General features: G+C 60.8%; 29 protein-coding genes and 3 pseudogenes. 20 read left to right on the forward strand and 12 right to left on the reverse strand.

Features of this window, described 5'->3' with window-relative positions:
- Positions 1-123 precede the first annotated feature (123 nt).
- Both rhtA and ACM6I5_RS27760 read left to right on the forward strand, forming a co-directional pair.
- Positions 124-1,011: a threonine/homoserine exporter RhtA gene (gene rhtA / locus ACM6I5_RS27755; RefSeq protein WP_414885083.1), complete on the forward strand. Its 888-nt coding sequence runs from the start codon at positions 124-126 to the stop codon at positions 1,009-1,011.
- 170 nt (positions 1,012-1,181) lie between these two features.
- Positions 1,182-1,463, forward strand: a complete 282-nt coding sequence (locus ACM6I5_RS27760) for a hypothetical protein (protein WP_017339936.1) — start codon at positions 1,182-1,184, stop codon at positions 1,461-1,463.
- A 15-nt stretch (positions 1,464-1,478) separates the two neighbouring features.
- Here the strand turns inward: ACM6I5_RS27760 and ACM6I5_RS27765 are convergent, their stop codons facing one another.
- On the reverse strand, positions 1,479-2,039 hold the full coding sequence (locus ACM6I5_RS27765) for a TetR/AcrR family transcriptional regulator (RefSeq protein WP_017339937.1): 561 nt from the start codon (positions 2,037-2,039) through the stop codon (positions 1,479-1,481).
- A gap of 92 nt (positions 2,040-2,131) precedes the next feature.
- Here ACM6I5_RS27765 and ACM6I5_RS27770 point away from each other — a divergent pair, with 92 nt between their 5' ends.
- Together ACM6I5_RS27770 and ACM6I5_RS27775 are read left to right on the forward strand one after the other, a co-directional pair.
- Positions 2,132-2,860, forward strand: coding sequence for an SDR family oxidoreductase (locus ACM6I5_RS27770; RefSeq protein WP_017339938.1), 729 nt, complete (start codon positions 2,132-2,134; stop codon positions 2,858-2,860).
- A 36-nt stretch (positions 2,861-2,896) separates the two neighbouring features.
- Entirely contained in the window at positions 2,897-3,487 is a 591-nt protein-coding gene (locus ACM6I5_RS27775) for a 2-hydroxychromene-2-carboxylate isomerase (protein ID WP_414885084.1), read from the forward strand.
- On the opposite strand, the gene ACM6I5_RS27780 is transcribed toward ACM6I5_RS27775, so the two are convergent.
- Positions 3,484-4,482: a zinc-dependent alcohol dehydrogenase family protein gene (locus tag ACM6I5_RS27780; protein WP_414885085.1), complete on the reverse strand. Its 999-nt coding sequence runs from the start codon at positions 4,480-4,482 to the stop codon at positions 3,484-3,486. The genes ACM6I5_RS27775 and ACM6I5_RS27780 overlap by 4 nt on opposite strands.
- Positions 4,483-4,586: 104 nt before the next feature.
- Between ACM6I5_RS27780 and ACM6I5_RS27785 the strand changes: the two genes are divergently transcribed.
- The gene (locus ACM6I5_RS27785; RefSeq protein ID WP_414885086.1) at positions 4,587-5,507 is read left to right on the forward strand and encodes a LysR family transcriptional regulator; all 921 of its coding nucleotides are present in this window, start codon (positions 4,587-4,589) and stop codon (positions 5,505-5,507) included.
- On the opposite strand, the gene ACM6I5_RS27790 is transcribed toward ACM6I5_RS27785, so the two are convergent.
- The 4 genes from ACM6I5_RS27790 to ACM6I5_RS27805 all read right to left on the reverse strand — a co-directional run bounded on the left by ACM6I5_RS27790 (position 5,500) and on the right by ACM6I5_RS27805 (position 9,674).
- Positions 5,500-7,308, reverse strand: a complete 1,809-nt coding sequence (locus ACM6I5_RS27790) for an aminopeptidase P family protein (protein ID WP_414885087.1) — start codon at positions 7,306-7,308, stop codon at positions 5,500-5,502. The two genes, ACM6I5_RS27785 and ACM6I5_RS27790, sit on opposite strands and share 8 nt — an antisense overlap.
- 65 nt (positions 7,309-7,373) lie before the next feature.
- Positions 7,374-8,531: a cysteine desulfurase family protein gene (locus ACM6I5_RS27795; RefSeq protein ID WP_414885088.1), complete on the reverse strand. Its 1,158-nt coding sequence runs from the start codon at positions 8,529-8,531 to the stop codon at positions 7,374-7,376.
- Between the two features lie 160 nt (positions 8,532-8,691).
- Positions 8,692-9,306, reverse strand: coding sequence for a LysE family translocator (locus tag ACM6I5_RS27800; RefSeq protein ID WP_414885089.1), 615 nt, complete (start codon positions 9,304-9,306; stop codon positions 8,692-8,694).
- A gap of 98 nt (positions 9,307-9,404) precedes the next feature.
- On the reverse strand, positions 9,405-9,674 hold the full coding sequence (locus ACM6I5_RS27805) for a hypothetical protein (RefSeq protein ID WP_414879296.1): 270 nt from the start codon (positions 9,672-9,674) through the stop codon (positions 9,405-9,407).
- Positions 9,675-9,786: 112 nt separating this feature from the next.
- Between ACM6I5_RS27805 and ACM6I5_RS27810 the strand changes: the two are divergent.
- From ACM6I5_RS27810 to ACM6I5_RS27820, 3 pseudogenes are all read left to right on the forward strand, one after another.
- Positions 9,787-9,903 (forward strand): annotated as a pseudogene (locus ACM6I5_RS27810) (alkanesulfonate monooxygenase); the annotation flags it as partial.
- Positions 9,891-10,015 (forward strand): annotated as a pseudogene (locus ACM6I5_RS27815) (alkanesulfonate monooxygenase); the annotation flags it as partial. The pseudogenes ACM6I5_RS27810 and ACM6I5_RS27815, both read left to right, overlap by 13 nt.
- Positions 10,016-10,206: 191 nt before the next feature.
- Positions 10,207-10,317: pseudogene (locus ACM6I5_RS27820) on the forward strand (sigma-54-dependent Fis family transcriptional regulator); the annotation flags it as partial.
- Here the strand turns inward: ACM6I5_RS27820 and ACM6I5_RS27825 are convergent.
- On the reverse strand, positions 10,317-10,682 hold the full coding sequence (locus ACM6I5_RS27825; RefSeq protein WP_414885090.1) for an antibiotic biosynthesis monooxygenase: 366 nt from the start codon (positions 10,680-10,682) through the stop codon (positions 10,317-10,319). The pseudogene ACM6I5_RS27820 and the gene ACM6I5_RS27825 overlap by 1 nt on opposite strands.
- A gap of 95 nt (positions 10,683-10,777) precedes the next feature.
- Between ACM6I5_RS27825 and soxR the strand changes: the two genes are divergently transcribed.
- From soxR to ACM6I5_RS27845, 4 genes are all read left to right on the forward strand, one after another.
- Complete coding sequence (gene soxR / locus ACM6I5_RS27830; protein WP_017339948.1) at positions 10,778-11,245, forward strand: redox-sensitive transcriptional activator SoxR; 468 nt, start codon at positions 10,778-10,780, stop codon at positions 11,243-11,245.
- A 248-nt stretch (positions 11,246-11,493) separates the two neighbouring features.
- Positions 11,494-11,952, forward strand: coding sequence for a VOC family protein (locus ACM6I5_RS27835; RefSeq protein ID WP_017339949.1), 459 nt, complete (start codon positions 11,494-11,496; stop codon positions 11,950-11,952).
- 239 nt (positions 11,953-12,191) lie between these two features.
- Positions 12,192-13,067, forward strand: a complete 876-nt coding sequence (locus ACM6I5_RS27840) for an alpha/beta fold hydrolase (RefSeq protein ID WP_414885091.1) — start codon at positions 12,192-12,194, stop codon at positions 13,065-13,067.
- A gap of 18 nt (positions 13,068-13,085) precedes the next feature.
- Entirely contained in the window at positions 13,086-14,036 is a 951-nt protein-coding gene (locus ACM6I5_RS27845; RefSeq protein WP_017339951.1) for a LysR substrate-binding domain-containing protein, read from the forward strand.
- Positions 14,037-14,097: 61 nt separating this feature from the next.
- On the opposite strand, the gene leuD is transcribed toward ACM6I5_RS27845, so the two are convergent.
- Both leuD and leuC read right to left on the reverse strand, forming a co-directional pair.
- Entirely contained in the window at positions 14,098-14,712 is a 615-nt protein-coding gene (leuD, locus tag ACM6I5_RS27850) for a 3-isopropylmalate dehydratase small subunit (RefSeq protein ID WP_414885092.1), read from the reverse strand.
- The gene (gene leuC / locus ACM6I5_RS27855; protein ID WP_414885093.1) at positions 14,709-16,130 is read right to left on the reverse strand and encodes a 3-isopropylmalate dehydratase large subunit; all 1,422 of its coding nucleotides are present in this window, start codon (positions 16,128-16,130) and stop codon (positions 14,709-14,711) included. The genes leuD and leuC overlap by 4 nt, the downstream gene beginning before the upstream one ends.
- 338 nt (positions 16,131-16,468) lie before the next feature.
- Between leuC and ACM6I5_RS27860 the strand changes: the two genes are divergently transcribed.
- Genes ACM6I5_RS27860 through ACM6I5_RS27895 form a run of 8 tightly spaced genes read left to right on the forward strand, consistent with a single transcriptional unit; the run spans position 16,469 to position 22,702 of the window.
- Positions 16,469-17,671 carry a PepSY-associated TM helix domain-containing protein gene (locus tag ACM6I5_RS27860; RefSeq protein ID WP_414885094.1) on the forward strand — a complete coding sequence of 401 codons (1,203 nt, stop codon included), beginning with the start codon at positions 16,469-16,471 and terminating at the stop codon, positions 17,669-17,671.
- Positions 17,668-18,210, forward strand: coding sequence for a thiamine pyrophosphate-binding protein (locus ACM6I5_RS27865; RefSeq protein ID WP_414885095.1), 543 nt, complete (start codon positions 17,668-17,670; stop codon positions 18,208-18,210). Before ACM6I5_RS27860 ends, ACM6I5_RS27865 begins: the two co-directional genes overlap by 4 nt.
- The gene (locus tag ACM6I5_RS27870; protein WP_414879288.1) at positions 18,207-18,536 is read left to right on the forward strand and encodes a hypothetical protein; all 330 of its coding nucleotides are present in this window, start codon (positions 18,207-18,209) and stop codon (positions 18,534-18,536) included. The genes ACM6I5_RS27865 and ACM6I5_RS27870 overlap by 4 nt, the downstream gene beginning before the upstream one ends.
- Positions 18,533-19,105, forward strand: a complete 573-nt coding sequence (locus tag ACM6I5_RS27875; RefSeq protein ID WP_414885096.1) for a DUF6162 family protein — start codon at positions 18,533-18,535, stop codon at positions 19,103-19,105. Before ACM6I5_RS27870 ends, ACM6I5_RS27875 begins: the two co-directional genes overlap by 4 nt.
- Positions 19,106-19,140: 35 nt before the next feature.
- Complete coding sequence (locus ACM6I5_RS27880; RefSeq protein ID WP_414885097.1) at positions 19,141-20,067, forward strand: metal ABC transporter substrate-binding protein; 927 nt, start codon at positions 19,141-19,143, stop codon at positions 20,065-20,067.
- Positions 20,064-20,900 carry a metal ABC transporter ATP-binding protein gene (locus ACM6I5_RS27885; RefSeq protein ID WP_414885098.1) on the forward strand — a complete coding sequence of 279 codons (837 nt, stop codon included), beginning with the start codon at positions 20,064-20,066 and terminating at the stop codon, positions 20,898-20,900. The genes ACM6I5_RS27880 and ACM6I5_RS27885 overlap by 4 nt, the downstream gene beginning before the upstream one ends.
- Positions 20,900-21,799 (forward strand): metal ABC transporter permease, encoded by a 900-nt coding sequence (locus tag ACM6I5_RS27890; protein WP_017339960.1) that lies wholly within the window; start codon positions 20,900-20,902, stop codon positions 21,797-21,799. Before ACM6I5_RS27885 ends, ACM6I5_RS27890 begins: the two co-directional genes overlap by 1 nt.
- Positions 21,800-22,702, forward strand: a complete 903-nt coding sequence (locus ACM6I5_RS27895) for a metal ABC transporter substrate-binding protein (RefSeq protein WP_414885099.1) — start codon at positions 21,800-21,802, stop codon at positions 22,700-22,702.
- Between the two features lie 403 nt (positions 22,703-23,105).
- On the opposite strand, the gene ACM6I5_RS27900 is transcribed toward ACM6I5_RS27895, so the two are convergent.
- The 3 genes from ACM6I5_RS27900 to ACM6I5_RS27910 all read right to left on the reverse strand — a co-directional run bounded on the left by ACM6I5_RS27900 (position 23,106) and on the right by ACM6I5_RS27910 (position 25,385).
- Positions 23,106-23,330: an MbtH family protein gene (locus ACM6I5_RS27900; RefSeq protein WP_017339962.1), complete on the reverse strand. Its 225-nt coding sequence runs from the start codon at positions 23,328-23,330 to the stop codon at positions 23,106-23,108.
- Positions 23,331-23,411: 81 nt separating this feature from the next.
- Positions 23,412-24,824: an aspartate aminotransferase family protein gene (locus tag ACM6I5_RS27905; RefSeq protein ID WP_414885100.1), complete on the reverse strand. Its 1,413-nt coding sequence runs from the start codon at positions 24,822-24,824 to the stop codon at positions 23,412-23,414.
- 75 nt (positions 24,825-24,899) lie between these two features.
- A complete protein-coding gene (locus ACM6I5_RS27910; protein ID WP_414878104.1) occupies positions 24,900-25,385 on the reverse strand; it encodes a GNAT family N-acetyltransferase in 486 nt (161 codons plus the stop codon).
- Between the last annotated feature and the right edge of the window lie 65 nt (positions 25,386-25,450).

Here is a 25,450-nt window from a genome sequence, read left to right on the forward strand (position 1 = left end):
GGCTTTTCTATCACGAATCTCAAAATCACCGCTTATATATAGACGCGGCCGCCTTGAATGCGCAGTATATTGCCCAATACACGATATAACTCTTTCGCTCCCTGCCTTGGACGATGCCACGCAATGAATGACCACCCTCGCAGCCTTGCCTCGACCCTGTTCTCGGTGGGCCTGCTATTAATAGCAATGGCGTCGATCCAGTCCGGAGCTTCCCTGGCCAAAAGCATGTTTCCTGTTATCGGCGCTCAAGGAACGACTACCCTGCGATTGATCTTCGCCAGCCTGATCATGATCGTGCTTCTACGTCCGTGGCGAGCGACGCTCACCACAAAATCCCTGCGTACCGTCATCGTTTACGGAATGGCGCTGGGCGGCATGAACTTCCTCTTCTATATGTCCTTGCGCACCGTTCCTCTGGGCATTGCGGTAGCGCTGGAGTTCACCGGCCCCTTGGCTGTCGCCATCTATGCCTCGCGTCGAGCGATCGACTTTTTGTGGATCGCCTTGGCCGCCGTCGGATTGCTGCTGTTGATACCGACAGGAGCAACCAGTGCCAGTCTTGATCTCCTCGGAGCGGGCTATGCCCTGGGCGCCGGTGTCTGCTGGGCGCTATATATCCTCTTCGGCCAGAAGGCCGGTGCCGATAACGGCGTGCAGACTGCTGCACTGGGGGTGATGATCGCCGCGCTGTTCGTCGCGCCTATCGGCATTGTTCATGCGGGTGCCGCGCTGTTGACGCCGTCGTTGATTCCTGTGGCCATCGGCGTTGCCATCCTTTCCACTGCCCTGCCCTATACGCTGGAGATGGTCGCCCTGACCCGAATGCCGGCCCGCACGTTCGGTACGCTGATGAGTATTGAACCTGCGTTCGGCGCATTGTCAGGCTTGCTGTTCCTTCATGAGTTCCTCTCACTGTCACAGTGGATGGCTATTCTGTGCATCATTCTGGCCTCCGTCGGCGCGACCATGACCATGGGAAGCGCCGCCAAGCCCGCCGTCGCGGCGGATTGATACAGGATTTGACGAAACTCTGGTATTTACCGCGCATTTAGGCCATGTTTAGGCCCGTAACCCAATGTCGGACATGGACTTTTCAGGATAGGGATATCAGAAACGCTTCGAACGAAAGCGAGTGCAGCCAGACCCGGGCACAAAGATCCGGGGACGCTTTAAGGACAGCAATGAAACGAATTTTGATACTCATCGCCGTACTTGCAGTTGCGGGCTGCGCGGCGACTTCGGAAACCCATATCAAACGTGGCAAGAAAGGGTTGCATGTCAACTGCTCCGGACTGTCGTCATCCTGGGACAAGTGCTACACCAGCGCCGCCAATTCGTGTGCGCCGAAGGGCTACAAAGTCATCGCCAAGTCAGGGGATGGCGTGGAAGAACCAGGCGACTATCCGTTTGGCCTCAATCCTGCCGGCTATACAAGCCGCAGCATGATCGTGATCTGCAAATAGGTTGATGCCGTCGCTTCAGGTTCGTGGGCCTGCGATCTGACGGCCAATCTCATCGTAACTGGACTTCAACACCGTGCGCTGGATCTCTGGAGTGGCCAACATTCGCGCCACCACCAATGCACCAATGCATTGCGACAGAATGGCCCAGGCCAGGCTGTCGCTCTCCAGTATCTGTGCCCAACTCTCCTGAAGCCGACAAATCCATTTCTCTGCCTGCTGGCGAATCATCACGTCTGAACGGGCAATTTCCGCGCCCAGTGCCGGTAACGCACAACCGGATTCCGGATGTTCGACATGGGACATGCTCAGGTAGTGCTTCAGGCAGCGTTCGAGCCTGTCACGGTCCTGATCGGCCCCCAGGCGTTCCAGGCTTTGACCCAGCTCCTTCTCGACGATTGAAGCGAACAGTTCATCCTTCGACGAAAAATGGCTGTAGAACGCTCCGCCACTCAAGCCAATAGCTTTCATCAGGGCATCGACGCCGACCGTAGAGAAACCGGACTTCTTCGCCGACACCGCACTGCTTTCCAGCAGCTTCTCCCTGGTTTCCAGTTTATGACTGGCCGAGTAACGCATTGCCTTCCCCTCAGGATTGATCGTCTTGACGCCTGCCCGATCGTAGCATAACGTTCGTTTAGTTAACGATCGTTTAGCAAAGGGAACTACCCATGAATAACAAGAAGGTCGTACTGGTAGTCGGCGCGGGTGATGCCACGGGTGGCGCTATCGCCAAACGTTTTGCGCAAGAAGGTTTTGTCGCGTGCGTTACCCGGCGCAGTGCAGAAAAACTCCAGCCGCTGGTGGACGCCATCAACGCTGTTGGCGGTGAAGCCCATGGTTTTGCCTGCGATGCACGCAAGGAAGAGGACGTGATCGCGCTGGTCGAACAGATTGAAAGCCAGATCGGTCCCATCGAGGCTTTTGTGTTCAATATCGGCGCCAACGTGCCGTGCAGCATTCTCGAAGAAACGGCGCGCAAGTATTTCAAGATCTGGGAAATGGCCTGTTTCTCAGGCTTTCTCAACGCCCGTGAAGTGGCCAAGCGCATGGCCAAGCGTCAACGGGGCACGATCCTGTTCACCGGTGCTACCGCCGGCATGCGTGGCGCGGCAGGTTTCGCGGCGTTCGCCGGCGCCAAGCATGGCATTCGCGCGCTGGCCCAGAGCATGGCCCGCGAACTGGGGCCGATGAACATTCACGTTGCTCACGTCGTCGTCGACGGCGCCATCGATACCGATTTCATTCGCGATGCTTTTCCCGAGAAGTATGCGACCAAGGATCAGGACGGCATCCTCAACCCTGAACACATTGCCGAGAATTACTGGTACCTGCACAGTCAGCCTCGTGACGCCTGGACCTTTGAGCTGGACCTGCGCCCCTGGAACGAACGCTGGTAAGCCCTCCCCTACAACAATAATCAGAGAGCATCGACCATGAGCAAAACCGTGGAGTTCTATTTCGACCTTGGCAGCCCCGCCACCTACCTGGCTTACACCCAACTGCCGAAAATCTGTGCGCAGACCGACAGTCAGCTGAACTATATTCCGATCCTGCTGGGCGGGGTCTTCAAGGCCACAGGCAACGCCTCACCCGCGACCATTCCGGCCAAGGGCGCCTATATGTTTCAGGACCTTGATCGTTACGCCAGACGCTACGGCGTGCCGCTGAAGTTCAATCCGAACTTTCCCATCAATACACTCATGCTGATGCGCGCAGTCACAGGCATGCAACTGCGCCATCCGGAACGCTTCCAGGCTTTTATCGACTGCCTGTTCCAGGCGATTTGGGTTGAAGGACGCAACCTCGATGACCTGGCGACCGTCGCCACCGTGCTGACGCAAAATGGTTTTGATCCGACCGAAGTGCTGGCTTTGACGGCTGACGAAGAGGTCAAAACCGCGCTCAAGAACAACACCGAGAAAGCCGTGCAACGCGGTGTGTTCGGCGCACCCAGCATGTTTGTCGATAACCAGCTGTTCTTCGGCCAGGATCGACTGGACTTCGTCCTTGAAGCCCTGGCTTAAATCTCGATGACCAACCGCCCCTGAGCCCCTCCCGAGACGAGCAACTCATGGGCAGCCTCGGCCGTTTCCAGTGTGAACGTCCGAGGATCCATCAAGGGCATCAGCTTGCCCGCCTCTATCAACCGCGCCGTTTCTCGAAGAATCTCCCCGTGATGCTCGCGCCCGACACCGGTGAGCAAGGGCAACAACGTGAACACGCCAGAGTACGTTGCCCCGCGAAACGAAAGAGGCGCCAGACTGTGCTGCCCCCAGCCAAGGCAGCTCAACACATGACCGTGATAAATCCGCGATGCCTTGAAGGAAGCATCCAGGGTTTCGCCGCCTACCGTGTCATAGACGATATCGAAGCCCTCCCCATCCGTATGCTGCGCTACATATTCCTCAACCGAAGACCGGCGGTAATCGATAAACGTCGCACCGTAACCTTCGATGATTGCCTGATGCCTTGCAGAACCGGTCGCAAACACCTGAGCACCGAAGGCCCGGGCAATCTGTATCGCAACATGACCTACACCACCCGCCCCGCCGTGAATCAGCACCTTCTGGCCCTCCCGCACCCGCGCCCGATCCACCAATCCTTCCCACGCAGTGATCAGCACCAGCGGCAACCCCGCCGCCTCACGCATGCTCAAATTGCCTGGCTTGCGCGCCAACAACCGGGCATCGACCGCTGCGTATTCCGCCAAAGAACCCTGCGCACCGCCAATGCCGGTGGCCATGGCATACACCTCATCGCCCGGCTGCCATCCGGTAACACCTGCCCCCACACCTTCAACGATTCCCGCCAGATCAATGCCCACTGTCGCCGGCAACGGCTGACGCGCATGAGCCGCCAGGCCTGCACGGATTTTCCCGTCCAGCGGGTTCACCCCGCTGGCTTTGATGCGGACCAGCACCTGCCCCGCTTCGGGCTCCGGCCGTTGAATGGAAGCCAAGCGTAGCGGCGCATTAGCCGAGTCGACAATCAGAGCGCGCATTTCAGTTATGTCTGTCATTTCGCATATTCCCGTCAGAGGTGGCTGTGGGATAAATCCTCCTCCATCTCACTCATGCTGATAAGACGCTATATAGCTATAGTGATCATGCCTATTTAGCATCAATGAGAAACCCTGTGGATAAACTCACTGCAATGGCGATCTTCGTCCGGGTCGTCGAACGCGGCAGCTTTTCTGCCGTTGCCCGAGAGATGCAGACCAGCCAGCCCACCATCAGCAAAGTCTTGAAAGCGCTGGAAACCGAACTGGGTGGAAAACTGATTGCCCGCAGCACCCGTCAGCTTTCCCTGACCGATGAAGGTCAGCGTTACTACAACGAATGTCGACAAATCCTCGCGGCCGTCGATGCGGCGGAACACAGCTTCCAGTCCGGCAGAGAGCGCATCGCCGGTCACCTGCGCATCGGTTCCTCGGTGAGTTTCGGGCGCTTGCAGATTGCCCCGCGCCTGGCGGAATTTCTGAAACACCATCCCGGTATCGACATTGACCTGCAACTGAGTGATCAAAACCAGGACCTGGTCCGCGAAGGGCTGGATGTCACGTTCAGAATCGGCGAACTGCACGACAGCGGCCTGATCGCCCGCCACGTCGGCACCACGTATCGAGTGACCGTCGCAGCGCCGGACTACCTCAAGCAACACAGCGAACCGCGATCACCGGAAGAACTGAGCGGGCACAACTGCCTGCAGTTCAACCTGCTGAACAGCCAGAACCTGTGGGTTTATGAGAAAGATGCCCAGCGCCACGAAGTGCGGATCAAAGGCAACGCACAAAGCAACAACTCGGAGGCTATCCGCGAGATGGTGTTGGGGGGACTGGGGATTGCGCTGTCGCCGGTGTGGTTGTTCAGCGAGGATCTGAAAACCGGGCGAGTGACGGCGATTCTGCCGGACTACGTTGCGCAGTCGCTGCCGATCCATGCCGTGTCCCCGGCGAATCGTCGCCAATCCGCCAGGGTCAAAGCCTTTGTCGACTATATGAGTCAAGCGCTGGAAGCAGCGCCTGAACTCAGGCCGATCAGATAGCGGCGGTTCGAGTGTTCAACCACTCAAGCGCTGCCCCGTCGAGCAACGGGCTCAAGCGCTCGCGCACTTCGGCGTGATACGCGTTGAACCATTGTTTTTCGTCCGCCGTCAGCAGCGACGGCTCGAGGCAACGGGTGTCGATCGGGCACAGGGTCAGGGTTTCGAATTTCAGGAACTCACCGAACTCGCTCTTGCCCGCTTCACGGTTCAACACCAGGTTCTCGATCCGCACACCCCAGCGGCCCGGACGGTAAGTGCCCGGTTCGATGGAGGTGATCATGCCCGGCTGCATCGCGGTTTGCGGTGCCGCCGCGGCTTGATAGGCAATGACTTGCGGGCCTTCGTGAACGTTGAGGAAGTAGCCCACGCCGTGCCCGGTGCCGTGACCGTAATCGACGCTTTCCGCCCAGATTGGCGCACGGGCGATGGAATCCAGCAACGGCGACAAGATACCCCGAGGGAATTGCGCACGGGACAATGCAATCACACCTTTCAACACGCGGGTGCAATCGCGCTTCTGCTCATCCGTCGGCGTACCGACCGGTACCATCCGCGTGATGTCGGTGGTGCCGCCCAGGTATTGGCCGCCGGAGTCGATCAGCAACAGACCGTCGCCTTCGATCACCGCATGCTCTTCTTCAGTGGCGTGGTAATGCGGCATCGCACCATTGGCGTTGAACGCGGCAATGGTGTTGAAACTCAGCGACACATAGTCCGGACGACGGGTACGCGCAGCGGTCAGGTGTTCGTCGATGGTCAGCTCGGTGATGCGCTCGCGGCCCCACGCCGACTCCAGCCAGGCGAAGAATTCGCACAGCGCCGCACCATCCTGTTCCATGGCCTTGCGGATGTGCTCGGCATCGGCCAGGCTTTTCTGCGATTTGGCCTGTGTCGTCGGGTTCAGGCCTTCAACCAGTTTTACACCGCTGTCCAGGTTGTCCAGCAGGCCAGCCGTGACACGCGCCGGATCGACTTGCAGGCTCGCGCCGCTCGGTACCGCGCGCAACGCGTCGGCCACTTCACTGTAGTCGCGCAGGGTTACGCCGTCCTGTTCGAGGATCGCGCGTAGCTCGGCGCTGACTTTGCCCAGCGCCACGAACAGGGTGGCCTGTTGCTGGCTGATCAGCGCAAATGAAACGAATACCGGATTGAACGACACATCGCCGCCGCGCAGGTTGAACAGCCAGGCGATGTCGTCGAGGGTGGCGATGAAATGCCAATCGGCGCCCCGCTCTTTCAACACCTCGCGCAGGTTGGCGAGTTTTTCGCCACGGCTGACCGTCGCCTGAGGCGGCAGGTGCTGATAGATCGGCTCGTTCGGCAGCGTCGGACGATCGCTCCAGACTTGGCTCAACAGATCGATGTCGGTACGCAGTCGGGCGCCGCGCTCTTCGAGTTTGCCCCCCAGCGTACGCGCCGAAGCCACGGCCATCACCGCACCGTCCACCGCGACGACACCGCCTTCAGGGGTTTGCTCGGCCAGCCAGTCCAGCGGGCCTGGTTGCCCCGGTTGCAGCTTGACCAGCTCAATGCCGCTGCCCTTGAGCTCTTTGGTCGCTTGCTCCCAATAACGGCTGTCCGCCCAGACGCCGGCGAAATCCGGCGTCACGATCAGCGTGCCGACCGAGCCGTGAAAACCCGACAACCATTGCCGCCCTTGCCAGTAACCGGGCAGATATTCAGACAGGTGCGGATCGGCCGACGGCACCAGCAGGGCATGGATACCCTCCCGGCTCATCAGCTCGCGGGTGTGCGCCAGGCGCTCGGGCACCGATCCATTGATCGAAGGCTGCGTACTCATCGTGTCTCCTGCTAATCACTTCATCATTATTGTTGAGTGCCGATCTCAGTCGGCGCGTAAAAGCGCTACTGCCAGAATGCCGGAGCACTGGTGCAGGCGGCTGTGATCAGATGTACCGCCTGGTCGATATCCTGTTCGGTGGTAAACCGGCCCAGGCTCAGGCGAATGGTGCGACTTGCCGAACGAGCGTCATGCCCCAGGGCCAGCAGCACGTGGGATGGCGCATTACTGGCGGAGTTGCAGGCCGAAGTCGCGGAAAAGGCGATCGAGGCGCTCAATGCCGCCGGGTTGAAATCGCCTTCGTTGAAGGTCAGGCTCAGGGTATGGGGAATGCGCTGGGTGGCGCTGCCGTTGAGGCGAACGCCGGGAATGGTCAGCAACGGTTCCAGCAGGCGTTCACGCAGACGCGCGATCCTGGTTTTCTCTTCATCGAACAGTTGCGCCGCCAACGCGAAGGCCTCGCCCATGGCGGCAATCTGATGAGTCGCCAACGTACCGGAGCGCAAACCGCCCTCGTGGCCGCCGCCGTGAATCTGCGCCTGTAAACGCGGCTGCGCGCGAGGACCGACATACAACGCGCCGATGCCTTTGGGGCCGTAGATCTTGTGCGCCGAAAACGACATCAGGTCCACCGGCAACCGCGTCAGGTCAATCGCCACTTTCCCTGCGCCCTGAGCGGCGTCGACATGGAACAACGCATCGCGGGCACGCACCACTTCGCCGATGGCCGCGATGTCATTGACCGTGCCCAGCTCGTTGTTGACCAGCATCAGCGACACCAGAAAGGTGTCCTCGCGCATCGCCTCGCTGACGGCTTGCGCGGTGATCAGACCTTCCTCGTCCGGCACCAGATACGTCACTGCGACGCCCGCGTCCTGCAACTGCTTCGCCGTGTCGAGAATCGCCTTGTGTTCAATCTGGCTGGTGATGACATGGCCACCGGATACGCCCCGGGCCTGGGCCACGCCCTTGAGGGCGAGGTTGTTCGATTCGGTGGCGCCGGAGGTCCAGACGATCTGATTTGCTTGCGCGCCGACCAGTCCTGCCACCTGCTGCCGCGCCTGCTCGACCGTTTGCCGGGCCTGCTGGCCGAACGCGTGGGAGCTGGACGCCGGGTTGCCGAAGTTACCGGAAAAACCCAGACACTCGACCATGACCACGATGACCCGCTCATCCACCGGCGTGGTGGCGGCGTAGTCGAAATACAACGGACGTTTATTCATAAAAGACTCGCAGAGCTTGTTCCGGGATCAGTGCTGGGAACCAGTCAACCAGCAATACCTGATCGGATGCGTAATAGAAGTACGACTTCATTGAAAAGTGCGTAGGAACGCTCCTGAAGTCGAGCTTAACAGGCATCGGGCAACCGGATGAAGCAATGCGTCAGCTAAAGCTTTCGAGCAACAACGGATACAGCGAAACCACCAGCAGCGCGGCCATGCCCCAGTTGAACAGGCGCAACCAGCGACGGTCCTTGAGCACGTTGCGCAACAACGTGCCGCACGCCGCCCAGACACCGACGCTCGGCAGGTTGATCAGGGCGAAGACCGCTGCAATCACAAGCACATTGGTGAAATAGCCCTGCATCGGCGTGTAGGTGCTGATCGCACCGATGGCCATGATCCACGCCTTGGGATTGACCCACTGGAAAGCTGCGGCGCCGAGGTAACTGATGGGTTGGCTCTCCCCCTGCCCGCCGTCGGACACCGGCCCGGAATGCGCGATTTTCCACGCCAGGTACAACAAATACGCGGCTCCAACGTAACGCAAAACGGTATAGAACAACGGATAGGTTTGAAACACTGCGCCCAGGCCGAAACCGACTGCCACGACGAGCACGAAGAAGCCGCAGGTAATCCCAAGCATATGGGGAATGGTGCGGTTAAAGCCGAAGTTCACGCCCGATGCCAGCAACATGGTGTTGTTCGGGCCGGGAGTGATGGAGGTGACGAGGGCAAACAGGGCAAAACCCAGCAGCAGGTCGAGCGAGAGCGTCATGAGCGGCAGTCCATCAGGGTCAGTCAGGTATTGACCCTATCGCACACCCTGAAGGAAACCCATGGACAGTTGGGTGAAACTTCGAGCGGTACAGTCGCTCAGCTTGGACGGCCGTGAAGCTGAACGGCACGCTCGGCGTTCATCTCGCCTTGCTTGTCAAAACTGAAGGTCTTCTGCGGTTCGCCGAGCAATTCGGCTTTTTTCGCGTGGTATTCGTCGAAGGACAAACCGCGACGATTCAACGCCTCCAGCGCCAGTTCCCTGCTTTCTTCAGCAGTGTAGGGCCGCAATTCCGGGGAAACATGGCTGGCACATCCGGCGAGAACGGAGACCGCAAGCAGCAAGAAAGTGGTGAGTAGGGTTTTCATGATGTGGCGTCCTGGCATCTGGGTTCGGGTCAATGAACACAGGCTACCCCCGCCTCTCGATGGGCAGAAATCAACGCTTTCGATAGTGGCTATCGACTTTGCCTGATGACCTTCCGTCCAGGCCGAAGTTACCGACGAATTCCTGAAGATCTGGCGCCGCGTGCTGCAAGGCGAAGCCGTGGATTTCGAAGGCAAACACTCGCAAATGAAGAACGCCAATGCGTTATTCCGTTGTTGCCTGAACCGTACGCCAGCCTGGCGGGCCGCGGTGTCACCAACCTCACCGGCTGTTTGGCGAATCGATCGCCAATGACGTGCTGCCCGCCAAAGCCACGGCCTGAAACGATGTGGCGAGGGAGCTTGCTCCCGCTGGGCTGCGGTGCAGTCCCATAACAGGCCCGCACGTTTTTTCTGAAAGACCGCGTCAACCTGTTTACGACTGCTGCGCAGCCGAGCGGGAGCAAGCTCCCTCGCCACAAAGGCCGCCCCAAGAGGTTTGTGTTGAATTAACTGAGGAACCCCGCGTGACAGCTTGCGCCGTAACGTGACGCGCATGCGACTGATCAAGATCGGCGAACTGGCAGTGAACAAGCGCCGACCGACCGAAAACGTGCAGGACGAGCGTCTGATGCACTTGTCGATTCAACCCACCAGATTGCAGTGCAACGCGTCATCGTGGCTACGTTCCAGACTGTGCAGCACCTGGAACGAGCCGAAGGTCACGGTTTTCGCCTGATGGGCGCGAATCAGCTGCCAGAAATTCTGCTCGCCGCTTTCAAAACTTTGAAACGCCGCTTCCCCCGCCTCGCGAGATTGCCATTGCAGGTAATTGAGCACCCGCCGGCCATCGTCGCTGGCCTGGATACTGGCGCTCAGAAATCCGCTGTAGCTTTGGGCCAGACGTTCGGTCTGCTTCGATAACGCCGACACCAATGCAGGTTGCTGATGGGGTTCGATCTCGAATTCGATCAACTGGGTGAAGCTGCGATTTTTCTCTGGCGCTTGCATGAAAAGTCCCCACTGACGTGTAAGACGGATCTTGCGATCCGAAGGCCTGCAGGGTAAAACCTCGAGTTAACTAGAGGTCAAGAGGCATTTTTCAAATGATCACCTCGGAAAACCTGCATAAGGAACTTACCGTCGGCCAATTGGCCGCCCGTAGCGGCGTGGCGGTCACGGCGCTGCATTTCTATGAAGCCAGGGGGCTGATCAAAAGCAATCGCAATCAGGGCAACCAGCGGCGCTATCCACGGGAAGTGTTGCGGCGGGTGGCGTTGATCAAGGTGGCGCAGCGGTTGGGGATTCCGTTGGCAGAGATTGGTGAGGCATTGAAAACCCTGCCGGATAACCGGGCGCCGACGGCGGCGGACTGGAAGGTGTTGTCGGCGCAGTGGAGTCGGGAGCTTGATGAGCGGATCAATCAACTGACCTTGCTGCGGGACAAGCTCAACGGTTGTATCGGCTGTGGGTGTTTATCGATGGAGGCGTGTCCGTTGCGTAATTTTGGGGATGTGCTTGGGGAACAGGGACCGGGGGCGCAGCTGTTGGAATCGGGGGTTGATCCTGAATAGCGGCGCGGCTATCGCGGGCTTGCCCGCGATGGCGATCCGAGCATTCTGTTGCTTCAATGTTGAAGGCTGAACAGTGGCGTTGTTATGCCCTGCACCGGTAGGAGCTGCCGCAGGCTGCGATCTTTTGATCTTGGTGTGGGCGCGACCGACGAAGGGTCAGGATCAAAAGATCGCAGCCTGCGGCAGCTCCTACTATCTTTGTAGGCTCGCGACAGCTTTATCCCATAACGAAATCAGGGAGACTGATCATGAGCGTCAAACCCATTCCAGAGGGTTATCACAGCATCACCCCGTATCTGGGGATCCAGAAAGCGGCGGAAGCCATCGAGTTCTACAAGAAAGCCTTCGGCGCCACTGAAGTCATGCGCCTGTCCATGCCCGATGGCGGCATCGGTCACGCCGAACTGCGCATCGGCGATTGCCCGATCATGCTCGGCACGCCCTGCGATCAGGGGCCGTTGAGCAATCCGGACAAGTCACCGTCCGTGGGCTTGCACCTGTATGTGAACGATGTGGACGCGTCTTACAAACAGGCGATTGCAGCGGGCGGCACGGTGGTGTCCGAGGTCAAGGATCAGTTTTATGGCGACCGTTCGGGGACCTTGAAGGATCCTTATGGGCATCTGTGGTTTCTGGCCACGCGCAAGGAGGATCTGACCCAGGAGCAGATCGAGCAGCGGGCGAAGGAGATGTTTCAGCAGGGTTGAGCGCTTTGGTGCCTGCCCCGGCCTCATCGCGGGCCTGCCCGCTGCCACAGGGTCCTGTGTCGTAGGAAAAAATGGCGAACGACACAACACCGGTGGGAGCGTGGCTCGCCCGCGATGAGGCCATCAGCCACACCACACCTCCCTCGAACACACTTCATGAACAAGCCCACCACGCTTTGCGCCTTGCCCTCCCCGCCCAACACTTTCAGGATGCAGGCAACTACAACAAGGAGCCCTCCATGTTCGCCGGATTCCTCAAAGACCAGCGCCACGTCAACGGTGTCGACATTGCCTACCGCGTCGGCGGCAGCGGGCCGGGCCTGCTGCTGCTGCACGGCCACCCGCAGACTCACGTCATCTGGCACAAGGTCGCCGAACAACTGGCCGAGCACTTCACCGTAGTCGCCGCCGACCTGCGCGGTTACGGCGACAGTGCCAGACCGCCGGCCAACGATCACCATACCCCTTACTCCAAACGCGAGATGGCCAAGGATGCCGTGGCGCTGATGAACGCCATGGGCTTCGATCGGTTTTCGGTCCTGGCCCACGACCGCGGCGCCCGCGTGGCCCATCGCCTGGGGCTGGATCATCCGGACGCGGTGCAACGCATGGTGCTGCTCGACATCGCCCCCACGCTGTCGATGTACGCACAAACCAACGAAGCCTTTGCCCGCGCCTACTGGCACTGGTTCTTCCTGATCCGCCCGGCGCCGTTGCCGGAAACCCTGCTTGAAGCAGACCCCGAAGCCTATTTGCGCAGCGTGATGGGCAGTCGCAGCGCCGGACTCAAACCCTTCACCGCCGAAGCCTTTGGCGAATACCTGCGTTGCCTGAAACTGCCGGGCTCGGCGCGCGGGATCTGCGAGGATTACCGCGCCAGTGCCAGCATCGACCTGGAGCATGACCGCGCCGACCTCGACGCCGGCCATCATCTGAACCTGCCGTTGCTGGTTCTTTGGGGCGCCGAAGGCACGGTCGGGCGCTGTTTCGAACCGCTCAAGGAATGGCAACTCGTCGCCACCGATGTGCGCGGCAAAGCGCTGCCCGCCGGTCATTACATCGCCGAAGAAGCGCCGGAACTGTTGCTCGCCGAAGTGCTGGGTTTCCTGCGCTGACACCCGCGTCGCGCTGCTATGCTGGCGGCTCATGCCGCCAGTGCCCGTTCTGTCATGACCACCAAGAAAGACACCGTGCCCCTTCCCGAAGACCTGCGTGTATTCCTCACCGTCGTGCGCAAAAGCGGTTTCGCCGCGGCCGCCGATGAGCTGGGCCTGTCGCCCGCCTACGTCAGCAAGCGCATCCAGATTCTCGAAACCACCCTAGGCACGCGCCTGCTGCACCGCACCAGTCGCCGCATTGCCCTGACCGAGGACGGCGAGCGCGTGCAGCGCTGGGCGTTGCGCATTCTCGATGACTTCCAGCAACTGCACGACGAACTCTCCGACGCCCACGACAGCCCTCGCGGGCGTTTGCATCTGTGCAGCAGTTTCGGTTTCGGCCGTCACCACGTGGCGCCGGCCGTGTCGTTGCTGGCCGAGCGATATCCGGACCTGGAGATTCGCCTCGACCTGTTCGACCGGGTGGTGGACATCGTCAGTGAAGGCTTCGATCTGGAGATTCGTGTCGGCGACGACATTCCCGGTCAGCACATCGGCCGGCGCCTGGTGAGCAATCGGCGGGTGGTGTGTGCGGCCCCCGATTATCTGCAGCGCCAGGGTGTACCGCAGACGTTAGGCGAACTGGAGCAGCATCATTGCCTGGTGATCAAGGAGCGGGACAACGCGTTCGGCATCTGGAACCTGGAACGCAACGGGGTGCAAGAAAGCGTGCGGGTCAGCGGACCGTTGTCGTCCAATAACGGCGAGATTGTCTTGCAGTGGGCACTGGACGGGCGCGGCGTGGTGCTGCGGTCATTGTGGGATGTGAAACCCTTGCTGGATCAAGGGCGGTTGGTGCAGTTGCTGCCCGAGTACAGTCAGAGCGCCAACGTCTGGGCGGTGTACCCGACGCGACTGGCATACTCGGGAAAGTTGCGGGCGTGCGTGGAGTTTTTACAGGCGCATTTCGAGGGGTTGTCGGTGTAGCCGAGCCAACACAATTCTAATGTGGGAGCGGGTTTGCCCGCTCCCACATTTTGATCTGCGTTTAGCTTAACCAGGGATTGGCGGCCAGGTGTTTTAGTTCGAAGGCTTTGATCTGCTCACTGCGTTGCAAGGTGCTGCCGATGGCGTCGAGGCCGAGCAACAGAGCGGTTTTACGCAGAGTGTCGATGTCGAACAGAATGACCTCGCCGTCGTGGAGGCGAATCTCCTGAGCCTGCAGATCAACACTGATCTGCGCCCCCTCAGGCTGACTGACAACCCGGCCGAGCCGCTGCAACATCGACTCATCGAGGGTAATCAACAACACGCCGTTGCGCTGACAGTTGTCATAAAAGATCCCGGCAAAACTGCTGCCGATCAGCGCGCGGATGCCCATCTGCTTCAAGCCCCAGACGGCATGTTCCCGACTCGACCCACAACCGAAGTTCGGCCCGACCACCATGAAACTCGCGCCCTGCCACGCCCGTTGATTGAGCACGAACTCGGGGTTGGGTTGACCATCCGGCAAAAACCGCAAATCAAAAAACAACCCTCGATCCAGCCCGGCGCGGTCGATGCCCTTGAGAAACTGCTTGGGCATGATTACGTCGGTGTCGATATTGGCCGCCAGCATCGGCGCAGCCTTGCCGCTGACGTGGGTGAACGGTTGCAGGCTCATGCGCGGTCTCCAAAGTGGCGGATGTCGGTCAGGCGGCCGGTAATCGCGGCAGCGGCGACCATCGCCGGGCTCATCAAATGCGTGCGGGCGCCAGTCCCCTGGCGGCCTTCGAAATTGCGGTTGGTGCTGGACGCGCAGCGGTCGCCCGGCGCCAGCACGTCGTCGTTCATGGCCAGGCACATCGAGCAGCCGGACTGACGCCACTCGAACCCGGCTTCGATGAAGATCGCCGCCAGGCCTTCGGCTTCCGCCTGATTGCGCACTTCGGTGGAGCCCGGCACGATCATCGCCCGCACATGCCCGGCGACGCGTTTGCCACGCACCACGCTGGCGGCATCGCGCAGGTCTTCGATGCGCGCATTGGTGCAGGAACCGATGAAGGCGTGGCTGATGACAATGTCGCTCAGCGCCATCCCGGCTTCCAGGCCCATGTAGTTCAGGGCGCGGCGCATGTCCTGGCGCAGGATCAGGTCGCTGACGTCTTGCGGGTCCGGCACGCGGGCGCCGATCGGTGATGCCTGGTCCGGGCTGGTGCCCCAGGTGACCATCGGCTCCAGCGCGCTGGCGTCGAGAAACACTTCACGGTCGAACTGCGCATCGGCGTCGCTGTGCAGGACGCGCCATTGCTCAACCGCCTGGTCCCACAACGCACCTTTGGGCGCACGGGGTTTGTCCTTGAGGTAAGCGAAGACTTTTTCATCTGGCGCCATGAATGCGCCACGCGCCCCGGCCTCCACCGCCATGTTGCAGATGGTCATGCGCGCCTCGACGCTCAGCGCATCGATGGTCGAACCGCAAAACTCGATGGCATAGCCGGTGGCCCCGGAAGCGCCGATCTGGCCAATCAGCGCCATGATCACGTCCTTGGACGTCAGCCCCGGTGCCAGTTCACCGTCCACCGTCACGCGCAAGCTTTTCAGCCGTTTGTAGACCAGGGTCTGGGACGCCAGCAGGTGTTCGATTTCCGAAGTGCCGATGCCGAAACCGAACGCGCCGAGGGCGCCGTACGTGGTGGTGTGGCTGTCGCCCGCGGCAATCACCATGCCCGGCAGGATGAATCCCTGCTCCGGGGCAATGACGTGTTCGATGCCCTGGCGCTTGTCGAGGATGTCGAGCAATTCGATGCCGAAGTCCCGGCAGTTTTCCGCCAGGTACGACACCTGCCGCGCCCCACCGGCGTCCGGCATGGCGGCCACGCGATTCGGTGCCGTGGGGTTGACGTGATCGACCACCGCCAGCGCGGTGCCGGCACGCCAGACTCCGCGCCTGGCCTCGCGCAGACCGCTGAATGCCTGGGGACTGGTGTATTCGTTGATGACCTGGCGATCGATGTACAGCAGGACATGGCCCTGGTCATCGAGACGACACACCGTGTGGGAATCGATGTGTTTGTCGTAAAGGGTTCTTGCTGAAGTCATGGGATTGTTCGCTCAGGCTCGCGGGTTTCAGGCGTCTGCGCCCCATCTTAGGCAGTCGCCCCGCCCCATCAATGGCCGGAGAGTGATCCCGTGAACCATGTTTCGTGTTGGATCAAGGCAGCACAGCAATCTGAAATGAATGCAACGCCCCTGTGGGTTATGCGTTTTCAGCAATAGGAAACATTTACTTTCATATCCCGCTTCGGGATTTCTGATTCTCATTCGTCTTATATAGATGCAGTCGGTTCGCGTAGGCAAAAGCCACGACCGTACTTTTCATGGACCCCACGCTGGGAAGCCCGCAGCCAAGGCCCTCTCATCACTACAAGACCTTGATCATGTCGAAGAAGTCCCGCTCAAAACTCTGGTTTCTGGTCCATAGCTGGCTGGCACTGCCCATCTGGTTTTTTGTGCTGATCGTCTGTGTGACCGGCACGCTGGCGGTGATCAGCCAGGAAATCGTCTGGCTGGCCAACCCGCAGATGCGCGCCAGCCAACCCGAAGGTGATGCGCCGCTGCTGAGCTACGACCAGATCATCGCGGCGATCAAACAGGCCGAGCCGCAGATCCTGGTCGAAAGCATCAGCCGCCCCGACGAATCGCATTTCGCCCTGGACGTGGAAGTCACCTACCCCGACGGCCGTTCGGTGGTGGTTTACGTCAACCCGTACAGCGGCGTGATCCAGGGCACCGCCCCGCAATTCAACTTCAGGGCGTTCACCCGAGCCTTGCATGGCTGGTGGCTGGTGCCCTTCACCAATGGCTACAGCTGGGGCTGGTACCTGGTGTCGTTTCTCAGCCTGCCGCTGCTGGCTTCGCTGATTACCGGGCTGGTGGTCTACAAGCGCTTCTGGAAAGGTTTTCTGCGACCGACCCTGCGCATTCGGCACGGTGCGCGGATTTTCTGGGGCGACTTTCACCGCCTCAGCGGTATCTGGTCGATCTGGTTCATTGCGGTGATTTCCGTGACCAGCACCTGGTTCCTGATCGAAGCGTTCATGTTCGATAACCAGATCACGATTTCCACCGCCCCGGTGGCGCCCGTAGTCCCGCGGGAAAGCGTGCCCCTCACCGCCGATGGTTCGCCGGCACCGATGATCAGCCTGGAAACCGCGATTCGCGAAGCGAAGGAACGCATTCCCGGCCTTGAAGACAGCTTCGTCAGCCTGCCCGCCAATGCCTACAGTTACCTCTCGGTGGGCGGCCGCAGCTGGTATCCGCTGATGTTCCAGACCGCCGAGATCAACCCCTACACCGGCGACGTCGCCGTCACCCGCCTGCTCTCGGACCGCTCGGGGCTGGAGCTGGTGACCGAATCGATGCGTCCGTTGCACACCGGTGATTTCGGCGGGATCTGGATCAAGCTGATCTGGTTCTTCTTCGGTCTGCTCCTGAGCATGATGGTGCTCAGCGGCCTGCTGATCTGGACCAAGCGCACTGCCCTGGCCACCGCCAATGCCCTCAAGCGCAGCAACAGACGTCCTCGCGCAGCAGAGGCCGCTCAAGTGACGAGCCGCGACACCACGGAGGTCAACCAATGAGCCTGTTCACCGCCGAAAAACCGGGGTCGAAACTGAGTCGCTTCTGGCACAAATGGCGCTTCCACATCAACGTTCTGCTGTTGCTGGTGCCACTGGGCTTCATGCCTAAATACTTCGCCGATGCCGCGCTGTTTCGCGGGGACACGGGCCTGGGTGAGCGGGAAATCGGGGACGTTCAGGTCGGGCCATGGAGCCTGCGCCTGGCGGAATTGCGCAACGAAGCACCGCGCCTCGATGGCCCGGCCGGGCACATGAAGAGCTTCAATGCGGCGTTGTGCGACAGCTGCCGCGAGCAGGTCAAGGCGACGTACCTGCGCATTGGCAAACCCCGCAGCCTGCGCGCCGCCGGGGTGATTTTCTTTGGCACGCCTTACCGCATGGGCGCCATGTTGCCGATTCCGGAAAAGACCAAGGCCGACGCCGAGCTGTGGATCACCATGGAAGGCTGGGACGGCGCGATGCATCAAGCGTCCATTCCGCTGAGCCAGGCATCCCCCGCCACCCTTGAGTGGCTGAACAAACAAGGAGGCAAACCATGAGCAACACCTTTCGCCCTCTCCACGCTGTTTTGCTGATGCTGTGCGCCGGTTTCAGCACCAGCGCCCTGGCCCACAACCCGATGTGCGAGTGCAAGGCCATCGACGCCGAGCAGATCCAGTGCACCGGCGGTTTCTCCGACGGCAGCGGCGCACCGGGGGTGACCCTCGATGTGATCGGCTACGACGAAACCATTCTGGTGCCGGGCAAGCTCGGTGCCGATTCCACAGTGACCTTCAAAAAGCCCAGCGCCGAGTTTTATGTGCTGTTCGACGCCGGCCCCGGCCACGTCGTCGAGATCGACCAAGCGGACATCGAGGCCCCATGAGTACGCCTACTACGCAGGTCGTCCGCCCGGCCGGTGCCGGCCATGAAACCCTCTATGTGCTGCTGTTGTGCCTGATGATCCTGACGGTCGCCGGCTCGGTGGTCGCCTGGCGCCATGAGTCCCAGGAAACCAGCAACGTCAGCAGCCATCAACTGGATGCCCGCCGCGACCTGAGCGCTTCCGAGCAGGGCATCTACGCCGATTTGCGGGTGACGCTGGACGAGATTCACCTGCTGCGCCAGGAACAGCAAACCCTGCCGACACCCGAAGCGCTTGCCGACGAGGGTTTTGCGCCGTTTGCCCAGGACGCCAGTTCCGTCAGCCGTGGCGCTCATGCCTGGCAATTGCTCGACGCCAAGGCGTATTTCGGCCAGAGCCAGGCGCCCGCCGTGGCCGGTTCGTTTCTGATGCGCCTGACCGCTGACGATGAGGCGCCAGACATCTGGCTCAACCGTGCCGCCGACCTCAAGGCCCCGACCGACCTCACCGACGCCGCGCTGGAAAGCGCTGGCTGGCGGCAGATCGTCGCGCAATTCGATGCCGGCGTGACCCGCCAGCACCGGCACTGAACCCTCGCCTTCACCCGAGAGAAGACCGCTTTCCCATGCCTATTTCATCTCAACGCTCTTTTTGGCGACCGCTGCTGGTCGGCCTGCTCGCCTGCCTGCTGATGCCCGTGGCCAACGCCGACGAAGCCAAGCGCCTGCGCATCGGCATCACCCTGCACCCTTATTACAGCTACGTGGCCAACATCGTCGGCGACAAGGCCGAGGTGGTGCCGCTGATTCCAGCCGGTTTCAACCCCCATGCCTACGAACCCCGCGCCGAAGACATCAAGCGCATCAGCGGGCTGGACGTGGTCGTGCTCAACGGCGTCGGTCATGACGACTTCGCCGACCGCATGATCGCTGCCAGCGAAACGCCGAACGTGCCAGTGATCGAAGCCAACGAAAATGTGCCGCTGCTGGCCGCCACCGGTGTCGCCGCTCGCGGTGCCGGCAAGGTCGTGAACCCGCACACCTTCCTCTCGATCAGCGCCTCGATTGCTCAGGTCAACAACATCGCCCGCGAGCTGGGCAAGCTCGACCCGGACAACGCCAGGACCTACACCCAGAATGCCCGCGCCTACGGCAAACGCCTGCGGCAGATGCGCGCCGATGCCCTGGCGAAACTGACCCAGGCGCCGAATGCCGAGTTGCGGGTGGCCACGGTTCACGCGGCTTACGACTACCTGCTGCGCGAATTCGGCCTGGAAGTGACCGCGGTGGTCGAGCCCGCGCACGGCATCGAACCGAGCCCGAGCCAGTTGAAAAAGACCATCGATCAACTGCGCGAACTGGACGTGAAAGTGATCTTCTCGGAGATGGATTTCCCGTCCACCTACGTCGAGACCATCCAGCGTGAATCCGGGGTGAAGCTGTACCCGCTGTCGCACATTTCCTACGGTGAATACACCGCCGACAAGTATGAAAAGGAAATGACCGGCAACCTCAACACCGTGGTCCGGGCGATTCAGGAGTCTGGCGCATGACGGCTAAAGAAACGCTCAGCGAATCCCCTGTGGGAGCGAGCCTGATCGCGAAAGCGTCAGGTCAGTCCGCACATTCGTTAAATGACACACCGCTTTCGCTGGCAAGCCAGCTCCCACAGGTTTCGGGACCAACCCTCGACTTTGCGGAAGTCAGCCTGACGCTGGGCCGCACGACGATCCTCGACAAGGTGACCTTCCAGGTCCAGCCCGGCAGCGTGCATGCGCTGGTCGGCCCCAACGGTGGCGGCAAGAGTTCGTTGATCAAGACCCTGCTCGGGCAAATGCCGCATCAGGGCCGCCTGAGCCTGCAGTGGCCGGGCGATCCCGGCACCATCGGTTACGTGCCGCAGGCGCTGGAATTCGATCGCGGGCTGCCGATGACCGTCGACGATTTCATGGCCGCCATGTGTCAGCGGCGCCCGGCGTTTCTCGGGTTGAGCAAGCATTACGCGACGGCGATCGGTGAGGCGTTGGAGCGGGTCGGCATGCAGGACAAACGCAAGCGGCGCATGGGCGCCTTGTCCGGTGGCGAGCGTCAGCGCGTGTTGCTGGCGCAGGGGCTGATCCCGGCACCGCAGTTGCTGGTGCTCGATGAACCGATGTCGGCCCTTGATGAGGCGGGCATTCAGGTGTTTGAACGGTTACTCGGCGACTGGCGCAAGAGCGGGATTACCGTGCTGTGGATCGAGCACGATCTGGAAGCAGTCGGGCGTCTGGCGGATCGCGTCACCGGGCTCAATCGCCGGGTCTTGTTTGATTCCACACCGAAGCAGGCACTGACCCCCGAAACATTGTTGACGCTGTTTTCAACCCATCCACGGAGCGCTGCCTGATGAGTTACGAAGCCTTTCGTTTGATGGTCCAGGGCTGGGCGTCTTCGGGTTATCTGCCTGAAGCGCTGGCCTACGGATTCGTGGTCAACGCCCTGCTCGCCGGTTTGCTGATCGGCCCGGTGCTCGGTGGTTTGGGCACGCTGGTGGTGGTCAAGCGCTTCGCGTTTTTTTCTGAAGCGGTGGGTCACGCCGCACTGACCGGTGTCGCCATCGGCATTCTGCTCGGCGAGCCCTACACCGGGCCTTATGGCAGCCTGTTCGGTTACTGCCTGTTGTTCGGCATTTTGCTCAACTACCTGCGCAACCGTACGGGTCTGGCGCCGGATACCTTGATCGGCGTGTTCCTGTCGGTGTCGTTGGCGCTGGGTGCGAGTCTGCTGCTGATCCTGGCGGGCAAGATCAATGTGCACATTCTGGAAAACGTCTTGTTCGGCTCGGTGCTGACGGTCAACGGCAATGATTTGCTGGTGTTGGCCATCGTCGGTTCGCTGGTCATGGCACTGGCGTTGCCGCTGTACAACCGCATCATGCTCGCCAGTTTCAACCCGCAACTGGCGGCGGTGCGCGGCGTGGCGGTGAAGACCCTGGATTACCTGTTCGTGATTCTGGTGACGCTGATCACCGTGGCGGCGGTGAAAGTCATCGGTGCGATTCTGGTCGGTGCCCTGTTGGTGATTCCAGCAGCGGCGGCGCGGTTGCTCAGCCAGTCGCTGAAGGGGTTCTTTTGGTGCTCGGTCGTGATCGCTACGGTCAGTACGTTGTGCGGGATTCTTGCGCCGATTGTCTTCGACCTGCCTATCCCGTCCGGCGCCGCGATCATTCTGGTGGCCGGTATCGCCTTCGCCCTCGCCGCCATTGCGCGCGGTGTTGTCCCCAGTCTGAAAGGGAACCTTGGATAAATGTCATTTTCTTTGCGTCAACTGACCCTGGTCGTCGCCCTCTGCGGGCTGGTTAACACTTCGTTTGCGGCAGACAGCGCCAGGCCGCTGCATGTGCTGGCGTCCTTGCCGATCACTTACGGACTGGGCGAAGTGCTGCTCAAGGGCACCAACGTCAAGCTTGAACGTGCGGCGCCGGCGAACCTGCCCGGCAGCCGTCAGACCGCTTATTTCACCGGGCGTGGCGCGCCGGCGCTAGCGAAACTGGCGACGGACGCCGATGCAGTGATTGGTCTGCGTTCGTTGTGGGCGGATGACCCGCTGTACCCGATCTCACGGCGCAGCAACATTCGTATCGTCGAAGTCGATGCCGCACGCCCGGTGGACGGCGCCCTCCCCGGCATCGCCGTGCAGCCGGGCAACAAGGTCGATGGCTTGAACAGTCAGCCGTGGTTTTCCAGCAACAATATGGGACGCATGGCGGATGTGATGGCGGCGGATCTGGTGCGCCTGGCGCCGGAGGCCAAGCCGAAAATCGAGGAGAACCTGGCGGCGCTCAAGCAACGCTTGCTCAAGTTCAGTGCCGACAGCGAAGCGCGGCTGGCCAGTGCCGACAACCTGAGTGTGATGTCCCTGAGCGATCATTTTGGCTATCTGATTGGTGGGCTCAACCTGGAGTTGATTGGGCTCGATGCGCGGCCGGATGCTGAGTGGACGCCCGAAGCGCTGAAGCAATTGGGCGAGACGCTGAAGGACAATGAGGTGGCGGTGGTGCTGCATCATCGGCAGCCTTCGGAGGCGGTGAAAGCGGTGATTGATGAGGCCGGGAGCCGGTTGGTGGTGTTGAGTGTGGATGCGGCGGATCCGGTGGGTGAGCTGGAGGGGAATGTGGATTTGGTGATCAGGGCGTTGAGTGGGGTGTAGCCGGCGGTTTGCTAAGGCTCGCCATGCCCTCCTCCCGGTCCTGCCTGTCATTTGAAGCGTATGCGTTCCCCCTGTGGTAGCTAGCCTGCTAGCGATGGACGCTCACGATAACGCGTATTGTCTGAATGAACGCGTTGCCTGGACATCCATCGCTAGCAGGCTGGCTCCCACAGGGGAACGCGTTCTGCTTTGGCTTTGGCTTTGGCTTTTGATCTGGTTTTTGATCTTGATCTGCCCCATCGGAAAGCCGAGAGCAGGTTCTGCGTAGTGGGCCCACGGAGCAGGACCGGAGCGAGGCAAATCAAGGCTTGCTCACGAAACACACCTCCAGACAACACAAACTCCAAAGCAAAAAAAAGCCCGCTGACCTTACCGGTCCAGCGGGCTTCTCTTTGCGTGAAATCTAGTGAGCCAGAGCCTGTTCTTCCATCTTCTTGCGCAAGCTCAAGGGACGCATGTCCGTCCAGGTTTCTTCGATGTAAGCCAGGCATTCCTTCTTCAGCCCGCTCTTGCCCACGGTGCGCCAGCCTTCAGGCACAGCTTTGTAGTCGGGCCAGATCGAGTACTGCTCTTCGTGGTTGACCACGACCTGAAAGAGGATGTCCTCGCGGTCGAATACTGACGTCATGGTGTCTCTCCATCGCTGTAAGGTGAGCTGCACTGCGTGCGCAGCCGTTATGTAGAAAGAACGTTCCGGGGCCCGGAAAATTTAGAGGCTGGCGGTGGCAGCAGCCATGGCTCGAACAAAAATTTCCGCGACCCGATCGATTTCCGCGGCGGTAATCACCAGTGGCGGCAGGAAACGCACCACGCCGCCATGACGGCCCCCCAGCTCAAGAATCAGCCCGCGCTTGAGGCATTCACGCTGCACCAGCGGCGCCAGACGAGCAAAAATCGGTGGATGCCCCTGACCATCCGGCGCGCCTGTCGGGTCGACCAGTTCGACGCCAAGCATCAGGCCGCGACCGCGAATATCGCCCAGTTGCGGGAAGTCTCGTTGAAGAATGCGCAGGTGCTCGCTCAAGCGTTCACCCATGGCCGCAGCGTGTTCGCAGACCTTGTGCTCAACCAGATAACGCATCACCGCAGAGCCCGCGGCCATCGCCATTTGATTGCCACGGAAGGTCCCGGCATGCGCGCCCGGCAACCAGGTGTCGAGCCAGTCGCGATACACCACCACCGCCAGCGGCAGGCTGCCGCCGATGGCCTTGGACATCACCACCACGTCCGGAATGATCCCGGCGTGCTCGAAGGCGAACATCTTGCCGGTACGGGCAAAACCGCTCTGGATTTCGTCGACGATCAGCGCCACGCCCGCCTTCTCGGTGATGCGCCGCACGCCGCGCAACCAGTCGAGGTCGGCCGGGATCACCCCACCTTCGCCCTGGACGACTTCCACAATCACGGCAGCCGGCAATTGCACGCCGGCCTCGGGATCGTTCAGTAAATTATCGAGATAGTTGAGGTTGACCTGCACGCCTTGGGCGCCACCGAGGCCGAACGGGCAACGGTAATCGTAGGGATACGGCATGAACTGCACGCCGCTGCTGAGCAATGCGCCCAAGGGCTTTTTCGGACCCAGGCTGCCCATCAGGCTCAACGCGCCCTGGCTCATGCCGTGATAAGCGCCCTGGAAAGACAACACGGTGCTGCGCCCGGTGGCGGTGCGCACCAGTTTCAGCGCGGCTTCCACCGCGTCGGTTCCGGTCGGGCCGCAGAACTGGATCCTTGCTTCAGCGGCGAGCGCCGGCGGCAGCAGTCCGAACAGGTCCTGGACGAACTGGTCCTTGACCGGCGTGGTCAGGTCGAGGGTGTGCAGCGGCAGTTCATCGGCCAGCACTTGCTGGATCGCTTCGATCACCACCGGGTGGTTATGCCCCAGGGCCAGTGTCCCGGCGCCGGCCAGGCAGTCAATGAAACGGCGGCCTTCAACGTCTTCGACATAAATGCCCTTGGCACGCTTGAGGGCCAGGGGAATGCGTCGCGGATAGCTACGGGCATTCGATTCCTGCTGACTCTGGCGTGCCAGCAACGGCGATTCGTTGAACTGATACAGCGTCTCGGCCGGCGCCGGAGTGATCCGGGCCGACTGATCTTCCATAAGGCTGGTAGCGACTGACATCTCTCGACCCCTCAATAGGTTTTCCTGTTCTGGAAACGCATCAGCGCGCCGAGGATTTAGACCCTTGATCAGCTTTTATGAAGGTGGCGTCAGCGCCTTGTACATGGGGATGGCGTGGAGCCCGGCGACGGTGAAGGTTTCGGCGCAGGGCTGATAACCCAGATGACGGTAAAAGGCTTCGCTGGTTCGGGTGCTGTTGAGTCGGGCCTGGGCCACACCGCGTTCAATCAGCCAGCGTTCGAGGTCGTGGACCAGTGCCTGCCCGGCACCGCGTCGAAACCATTCCGGCTGCACGTAACAGAACGCAACCTTGCCGCTGATCGCCGCCATCGCGGCGCCTACCGGTTTGTCCTGCAACAGGGCGATATTCAGGTACAACCGTTGGTCGGTCAGCCACGTTTGAATGCGTTCAGTGGTTTTGCTGTGAGTCCAGGTGGCGACGGTTCGCGGGTCGTTGCGGTGGTCGAGCGCACAGCCGATGCGGATCGAACGCTCGACGATCCGGCTGATGATGCCGGCGTCGGCGGGGGTTGCCTTGCAGACGTGCAGGGATGCATCCATGGCACTGTGACCTCAATCCATTGAGAAAAAGCCGTCGGGGACGATAGCCCCGCAGGTGCCAGCAA

The organism is Pseudomonas sp. IT-P171 (assembly GCF_949767765.1).
Classification (GTDB): domain Bacteria; phylum Pseudomonadota; class Gammaproteobacteria; order Pseudomonadales; family Pseudomonadaceae; genus Aquipseudomonas; species Aquipseudomonas fluorescens_B.

Coding starts and splice junctions, on each gene's coding strand:
- rhtA (WP_414885083.1), top strand. CDS start 124: ATGAATGACCACCCTCGCAGCCTTGCCTCGACCCTGTTCTCGGTGGGC.
- ACM6I5_RS27760 (WP_017339936.1), top strand. CDS start 1,182: ATGAAACGAATTTTGATACTCATCGCCGTACTTGCAGTTGCGGGCTGC.
- ACM6I5_RS27765 (WP_017339937.1), bottom strand. CDS start 2,039: ATGCGTTACTCGGCCAGTCATAAACTGGAAACCAGGGAGAAGCTGCTG.
- ACM6I5_RS27770 (WP_017339938.1), top strand. CDS start 2,132: ATGAATAACAAGAAGGTCGTACTGGTAGTCGGCGCGGGTGATGCCACG.
- ACM6I5_RS27775 (WP_414885084.1), top strand. CDS start 2,897: ATGAGCAAAACCGTGGAGTTCTATTTCGACCTTGGCAGCCCCGCCACC.
- ACM6I5_RS27780 (WP_414885085.1), bottom strand. CDS start 4,482: ATGACAGACATAACTGAAATGCGCGCTCTGATTGTCGACTCGGCTAAT.
- ACM6I5_RS27785 (WP_414885086.1), top strand. CDS start 4,587: ATGAGAAACCCTGTGGATAAACTCACTGCAATGGCGATCTTCGTCCGG.
- ACM6I5_RS27790 (WP_414885087.1), bottom strand. CDS start 7,308: ATGAGTACGCAGCCTTCGATCAATGGATCGGTGCCCGAGCGCCTGGCG.
- ACM6I5_RS27795 (WP_414885088.1), bottom strand. CDS start 8,531: ATGAATAAACGTCCGTTGTATTTCGACTACGCCGCCACCACGCCGGTG.
- ACM6I5_RS27800 (WP_414885089.1), bottom strand. CDS start 9,306: ATGACGCTCTCGCTCGACCTGCTGCTGGGTTTTGCCCTGTTTGCCCTC.
- ACM6I5_RS27805 (WP_414879296.1), bottom strand. CDS start 9,674: ATGAAAACCCTACTCACCACTTTCTTGCTGCTTGCGGTCTCCGTTCTC.
- ACM6I5_RS27825 (WP_414885090.1), bottom strand. CDS start 10,682: ATGCAAGCGCCAGAGAAAAATCGCAGCTTCACCCAGTTGATCGAATTC.
- soxR (WP_017339948.1), top strand. CDS start 10,778: ATGATCACCTCGGAAAACCTGCATAAGGAACTTACCGTCGGCCAATTG.
- ACM6I5_RS27835 (WP_017339949.1), top strand. CDS start 11,494: ATGAGCGTCAAACCCATTCCAGAGGGTTATCACAGCATCACCCCGTAT.
- ACM6I5_RS27840 (WP_414885091.1), top strand. CDS start 12,192: ATGTTCGCCGGATTCCTCAAAGACCAGCGCCACGTCAACGGTGTCGAC.
- ACM6I5_RS27845 (WP_017339951.1), top strand. CDS start 13,086: ATGCTGGCGGCTCATGCCGCCAGTGCCCGTTCTGTCATGACCACCAAG.
- leuD (WP_414885092.1), bottom strand. CDS start 14,712: ATGAGCCTGCAACCGTTCACCCACGTCAGCGGCAAGGCTGCGCCGATG.
- leuC (WP_414885093.1), bottom strand. CDS start 16,130: ATGACTTCAGCAAGAACCCTTTACGACAAACACATCGATTCCCACACG.
- ACM6I5_RS27860 (WP_414885094.1), top strand. CDS start 16,469: ATGTCGAAGAAGTCCCGCTCAAAACTCTGGTTTCTGGTCCATAGCTGG.
- ACM6I5_RS27865 (WP_414885095.1), top strand. CDS start 17,668: ATGAGCCTGTTCACCGCCGAAAAACCGGGGTCGAAACTGAGTCGCTTC.
- ACM6I5_RS27870 (WP_414879288.1), top strand. CDS start 18,207: ATGAGCAACACCTTTCGCCCTCTCCACGCTGTTTTGCTGATGCTGTGC.
- ACM6I5_RS27875 (WP_414885096.1), top strand. CDS start 18,533: ATGAGTACGCCTACTACGCAGGTCGTCCGCCCGGCCGGTGCCGGCCAT.
- ACM6I5_RS27880 (WP_414885097.1), top strand. CDS start 19,141: ATGCCTATTTCATCTCAACGCTCTTTTTGGCGACCGCTGCTGGTCGGC.
- ACM6I5_RS27885 (WP_414885098.1), top strand. CDS start 20,064: ATGACGGCTAAAGAAACGCTCAGCGAATCCCCTGTGGGAGCGAGCCTG.
- ACM6I5_RS27890 (WP_017339960.1), top strand. CDS start 20,900: ATGAGTTACGAAGCCTTTCGTTTGATGGTCCAGGGCTGGGCGTCTTCG.
- ACM6I5_RS27895 (WP_414885099.1), top strand. CDS start 21,800: ATGTCATTTTCTTTGCGTCAACTGACCCTGGTCGTCGCCCTCTGCGGG.
- ACM6I5_RS27900 (WP_017339962.1), bottom strand. CDS start 23,330: ATGACGTCAGTATTCGACCGCGAGGACATCCTCTTTCAGGTCGTGGTC.
- ACM6I5_RS27905 (WP_414885100.1), bottom strand. CDS start 24,824: ATGTCAGTCGCTACCAGCCTTATGGAAGATCAGTCGGCCCGGATCACT.
- ACM6I5_RS27910 (WP_414878104.1), bottom strand. CDS start 25,385: ATGGATGCATCCCTGCACGTCTGCAAGGCAACCCCCGCCGACGCCGGC.